Raw genomic sequence first — 4,405 nt, 5'->3', positions numbered from 1 at the left:
TCCGTCGTCGGCAGCGTCAGATGTGTATAAGAGACAGTCTGTAACGCAGATCATAGAGTTTTATTATAAAACAGCATGGCGCTTGGTGCTATGAACATACCGTGGATCCCAGGATGAATTAATCAGGTTAAAACATGAAAATATCCCAGCTAGCAATAGACAGGTTAAATAAAATTAATTGGTTTGTTAATCTTGGTAAGGCGACGACACTCCCTGTGGTTCTCCAGGCTCAGTCCCTTAGCTTGTTTATAAAAAGCCTCAATAGTGATGAATGGGAGAGTGCCACCCTAGAGGCTGTTAATGAAATAACGGGTTATCTCGCAATAAAACACACTGAAAAATATCAATACTGGAACTCTTTGGTCAAAGAAGCGAAGAAAGTTGTGGAGATTGATATTATCCCAAAAATAATCTTCCCAGAGTCTGAGAAAATCTCAATGATTGAGAGCTTAAAATGGGATCTTGTCAATTACTTGCTTGAAGATGCGTATAGTTCTTTACTACGAGAGCCGTTCTTTTTTAATGGATTGATTAATGTTTATGAAGCTAGTCATATGCCTTGTGGATGGTCAGGTATTTGGCCAGCGGGAAAACTAGTTATCTATTGATAGACTCGCAATAAAAAAATCCACGCCCTGGTGTGGATTTTTCTCATTCAAAACCAATCAAACGTTAAACAGAAAGTTCATCACGTCGCCATCTTTAACGATGTAATCTTTCCCTTCCGCACGAAACTTGCCTGCTTCTATGCCTTCAACTGCTTATCGTTATGTTCGATATTTGAATGACGATGGCTGTTTAGATAAATGGGTTCCTGGTCTTCTCGAAACAAAACAAGTGCCAGTAACGTATTTTGGATTCGAAAAATTTGAAACGGGTAAAGCTACTCGTGATGCGTTTTAGATAAAAGGTCCCGATAAGGTTGCTCCAACTTTACCAGCGGATGTCTCTTGGAGTGATGCAAGGATTAGAGGAACGGTTGATACATTGCAACTTTATGAAAACGGTACTCCTCAAGAGAGGCATCCAAGAATGTTTGGAGATGAAATTGGTGCACCATTAGAACAATTTACGCATGCTTATCCGCAATATGGAAAGGGTGGCGTAGAACAAATGCATGCAGACAAACGGACAATTACTTTCGACAAAATTCATATTCTTCCGGAGGAATAATGAATTACGATTCATATGATGAAGTACTCGATTATCTCAAGGTTTTTTTCAACGAAAGAGTGGATTCATCAATTTATTTAGAAAAACTGATGACTTTGATTGAAGGTTCTGGCTCTGAAAAAACCGTGACTATAAGAGCTATTTATGAAACGTACATGCAGTATGTAAAAGAAAATAGAGATAACATTAAATTTATCTCTGGAGAAAAAGAAATGTGGATTGATTTATTGCACCATTGGCAATAAGGGTTTATTGTCATGTAGATTAGATTGAAATGGTTATAACGGTTTGGCGTAATGCAATAATTGATGCAGATGCATTTTATTTGCGTAGTGGAAAATGCAGTGTGAGCCTTGCATATAACACCTGTAATCTGTACGCGGAAATGCTTCTTTATATGGATGCCATCATGTTGTAGTTGATTTAGTTACAATCTCGTGATCGGCATTCAAAAGTAGAATAGGGCAACATGATTGAATTAAATTTTAAACCGATCACAGGTGAACTAAATATTGATGGTCTGCCTTTGAAAATTGATACTGAAGAAGGCTTTTGTAGGTGTGATTTATACCACGAATTAGTAAAGCAGAGAGCTATAAAGAAAATCATACCAAATCACTACCTTGTTGACTCACTAGCGTTTTTTGAAAGAGAATTTCAAGTTACTATACGCCCTGTGTGCTATGGTTTTCCTTTTATGCTTCATCTTGTTGATAAAAACAGTCAATACTATAAATCATTAAATGATTGGAATGCCCGAACTAATATTAACATGCTAAATGAATCAGTGAAAAGCTTGTCTGATTGGCTGAAAGAATCACTAAACCTGGACACTCCTGATACCACGAAAAGAGACATCATTAGGTGGAACTTTGAGTGGGGGCGGGTCTCAGTCTCATATGAGACAAAGTCATTTAATCATGTGGCATATATAGTTTGGACTTTAACGTAGTCACTTCCAGACAAAGTGGTTTAGATATGTTAGAAATGAAACTTGATGTTCGTACTGGATTTGTAGCAATCAACAACTACCCCATCGAATTAAAAGATGTTGATACTTTTAAAAATTCCGCATTTTACAAGTTCTTCTCGCCGTTGACTACAGTAGGTCCTTTTTATTTCGCTATCGATAATATTAAATGGAAAGTTCAAATTTTCATTTTGGAACTGAGGCCTTCAGCATTTTCTTTTTCTCCATTAATATTCCTTACTAGTAAGGATGGAAGTTTTTATAAAACTCTAGCGGATTGGGATAAAAGGGCTAGTCTAAGTAATTTATCGGATGAGCAGCAGCGTTTGATATCATGGGTTCAGAATGAAATAACCTCAAGCCCTAAGCTCAAAATTAACAATCCCCCATATGGATTTCAATGGGAGCATGATTGGGGTAGAATTGTTGTACAATCTAATGAAAAAAGCTTCGATTGTGGTATTTATATCGAATGGAATATTTGACTATATGATGTAATTGATTAATAAAAGCCTTCATTTACATCTCACCTGACTTTTCTATTAATACAATTAAAGGTTAGAAATGAAAATAATTAATAGACTGAAAAAAAAGTTATTAGTCCTTGATGGCATTGACAATGATTTCATAGAGTATGGAAAGGAAATAGCATGCCCTGAATGCGAAGGCGTAATAGTCTATTCCATAGTAAACTCATATGAGTTTGACACGCTCCCTGTAGAGGTAAAATGCTTTTTGGTTAAGAAAATGAGAGGCGTGAAGTTTGTTAGTGAATATAAGAAATATAGCTACGATGAAAGCCAATTAGATGTTTCGAAAAACATTTGTTCAAAGTGTTTGAAAGAGTTTTCTGCTGTATTAACGTATAAAGAAGTGCAGCCAGCCCGATATCGGGTATATCTTGTGGGGCTTTTTGAAGGTGATTTGAAACAGATCAAACTGTAAAAGTTGAGGTTAACCTGTGATTAAAAATCTCAATTTCATCAAAGAAAATGACCTGCTTCAATGGACGTGTGGCGAAAGTAATATACTGGTTAATATGCCATTTTTAGACTATGCAATGGTCGACTTAACACGCCAGTTAGTCTTTGCATTAAGCGAACCAAAGCCATTACCGACCGTTTTGACCATCTTCAATGCGCAGGGCGAAAAACTATTTTGGTCTGCACCTCCTGAAGGTGCGATTTTCAATTACTTAACATTCAACCTGTCAAAGGAAGTGGTCGTTGTCTGTAGCTATCCAGCAAAAAAAATGGCTGGCATGACTGGTTTTATTCCTGGGATATGAAGCGTAACGCGTTGGCTCAATCGGGCCCTGCATATTAAGATCAAAAGCGCCAAAAAAATGATAACAACAATCAGTGGCAAAAGAGGAACTGTATCAGCAGTTCCGACAAGCAGTTTAAAAAACAGAGTTAAGTGGCAAAGGATAAGCACGGTTTACATTGTCATTTTGACCTATATAAAACCACTCGAAGAAATCGACGCAGCGATACCTGCTCATGTTGAGTGACTTAAAAAGGGGTATGCAGAGGTGATTTTCCTGGCGTCCGAAAGAAGGATCCCAAGAAACGGTGGAGTCATTCTCGCTAAGTGTGAGAGTCTTGCCTCACTTCAAAACGATTATGCGAGGATCCTTTTCCGAGGTTAAAGCTTGCGACTATTGAGATCATACCTTTTGAACCCAGCATGAAAACAGAACTATTAGAGAATGTGTTTTAACCCCGCAAAAAATCCACGCCAAAGCGTGGATTTTTTTCATTCAAAACAAATCAAACATTAAACAGGAAGTTCATCACATAGCCATCTTTAACGATGTAATCTTTCCCTTTCGCACGCATCTTGCCTGATTCTTTCTCGCCTTGCTCACCTTGTTCTCAATAAGCTGTCGATCTCCAATTTAACCCGCGACGAACTCCATCGTGAGACCAGCCGCACGCAGGGGCTGCTGACCACCCGCAGCGAATACGACCGCCTGGGCCGACTGCATCGGCGTGACGTCTTTACCGGCAACGCTCAGTGCCCGTCGCCGCGCCGCTGGGATTACGATTACCGTAATAACCTGGTTCGCGAAGAGCGTGACGATAACACGTTCAGCTGGTACCGCTGGCAGTACGACAGCGCCGGGCGCCTGCTGGTTCAGGACGGCACGCTGCCCGGCCAGGAGCAGTGGCGCTGGGATGCAGCCGGTAACCCGCTTGAAGGCTCTGCTGAGAAGGTCACGCACAACCGCCTGACGCAGCTGAACGGCATTCGCTGGCA

Annotated in this window: 7 protein-coding genes and 4 pseudogenes; 9 read left to right on the top strand and 2 right to left on the bottom strand. The window is 39.7% G+C overall.

The window, feature by feature from the left end; all coding sequences use genetic code 11:
• Positions 1–134: 134 nt before the first annotated feature.
• A complete protein-coding gene (locus tag HBA26_RS22355) occupies positions 135–608 on the top strand; it encodes a hypothetical protein (protein ID WP_126346165.1) in 474 nt (157 codons plus the stop codon).
• 57 nt (positions 609–665) lie between these two features.
• On the opposite strand, the pseudogene HBA26_RS22350 reads toward HBA26_RS22355, so the two are convergent.
• Positions 666–746: pseudogene (locus HBA26_RS22350) on the bottom strand (DUF933 domain-containing protein); the annotation flags it as partial.
• Between the two features lie 241 nt (positions 747–987).
• Here HBA26_RS22350 and HBA26_RS22345 point away from each other — a divergent pair.
• From HBA26_RS22345 to HBA26_RS23025, 7 genes and pseudogenes are all read left to right on the top strand, one after another.
• Positions 988–1,173, top strand: coding sequence for a hypothetical protein (locus tag HBA26_RS22345; protein WP_126346166.1), 186 nt, complete (start codon positions 988–990; stop codon positions 1,171–1,173).
• On the top strand, positions 1,173–1,418 hold the full coding sequence (locus HBA26_RS22340) for a hypothetical protein (RefSeq protein WP_047368728.1): 246 nt from the start codon (positions 1,173–1,175) through the stop codon (positions 1,416–1,418). Before HBA26_RS22345 ends, HBA26_RS22340 begins: the two co-directional genes overlap by 1 nt.
• 224 nt (positions 1,419–1,642) lie before the next feature.
• Positions 1,643–2,125: a hypothetical protein gene (locus HBA26_RS22335; RefSeq protein ID WP_126346167.1), complete on the top strand. Its 483-nt coding sequence runs from the start codon at positions 1,643–1,645 to the stop codon at positions 2,123–2,125.
• Between the two features lie 26 nt (positions 2,126–2,151).
• Positions 2,152–2,628: a hypothetical protein gene (locus HBA26_RS22330; protein WP_126346168.1), complete on the top strand. Its 477-nt coding sequence runs from the start codon at positions 2,152–2,154 to the stop codon at positions 2,626–2,628.
• A 79-nt stretch (positions 2,629–2,707) separates the two neighbouring features.
• A complete protein-coding gene (locus tag HBA26_RS22325; RefSeq protein ID WP_049119986.1) occupies positions 2,708–3,088 on the top strand; it encodes a hypothetical protein in 381 nt (126 codons plus the stop codon).
• A gap of 16 nt (positions 3,089–3,104) precedes the next feature.
• Positions 3,105–3,431: a hypothetical protein gene (locus HBA26_RS22320; RefSeq protein ID WP_243854860.1), complete on the top strand. Its 327-nt coding sequence runs from the start codon at positions 3,105–3,107 to the stop codon at positions 3,429–3,431.
• A gap of 141 nt (positions 3,432–3,572) precedes the next feature.
• Positions 3,573–3,865, top strand: a pseudogene (locus tag HBA26_RS23025) (YciI family protein).
• Positions 3,866–3,915: 50 nt separating this feature from the next.
• On the opposite strand, the pseudogene HBA26_RS22315 reads toward HBA26_RS23025, so the two are convergent.
• A pseudogene (locus HBA26_RS22315) lies at positions 3,916–4,017 on the bottom strand (DUF933 domain-containing protein); the annotation flags it as partial.
• A gap of 2 nt (positions 4,018–4,019) precedes the next feature.
• Here HBA26_RS22315 and HBA26_RS23020 point away from each other — a divergent pair.
• A pseudogene (locus HBA26_RS23020) lies at positions 4,020–4,405 on the top strand (RHS repeat protein); the annotation flags it as partial.

This window comes from Enterobacter sp. 725m/11 (genome assembly GCF_011683705.1).
Lineage (GTDB): Bacteria > Pseudomonadota > Gammaproteobacteria > Enterobacterales > Enterobacteriaceae > Enterobacter > Enterobacter bugandensis.
Note: the sequence above shows the minus strand (reverse complement) of the source record. Positions and strands in the feature narration are given on the sequence as shown.

Coding starts and splice junctions, on each gene's coding strand:
- HBA26_RS22355 (WP_126346165.1), top strand. CDS start 135: ATGAAAATATCCCAGCTAGCAATAGACAGGTTAAATAAAATTAATTGG.
- HBA26_RS22340 (WP_047368728.1), top strand. CDS start 1,173: ATGAATTACGATTCATATGATGAAGTACTCGATTATCTCAAGGTTTTT.
- HBA26_RS22335 (WP_126346167.1), top strand. CDS start 1,643: ATGATTGAATTAAATTTTAAACCGATCACAGGTGAACTAAATATTGAT.
- HBA26_RS22330 (WP_126346168.1), top strand. CDS start 2,152: ATGTTAGAAATGAAACTTGATGTTCGTACTGGATTTGTAGCAATCAAC.
- HBA26_RS22325 (WP_049119986.1), top strand. CDS start 2,708: ATGAAAATAATTAATAGACTGAAAAAAAAGTTATTAGTCCTTGATGGC.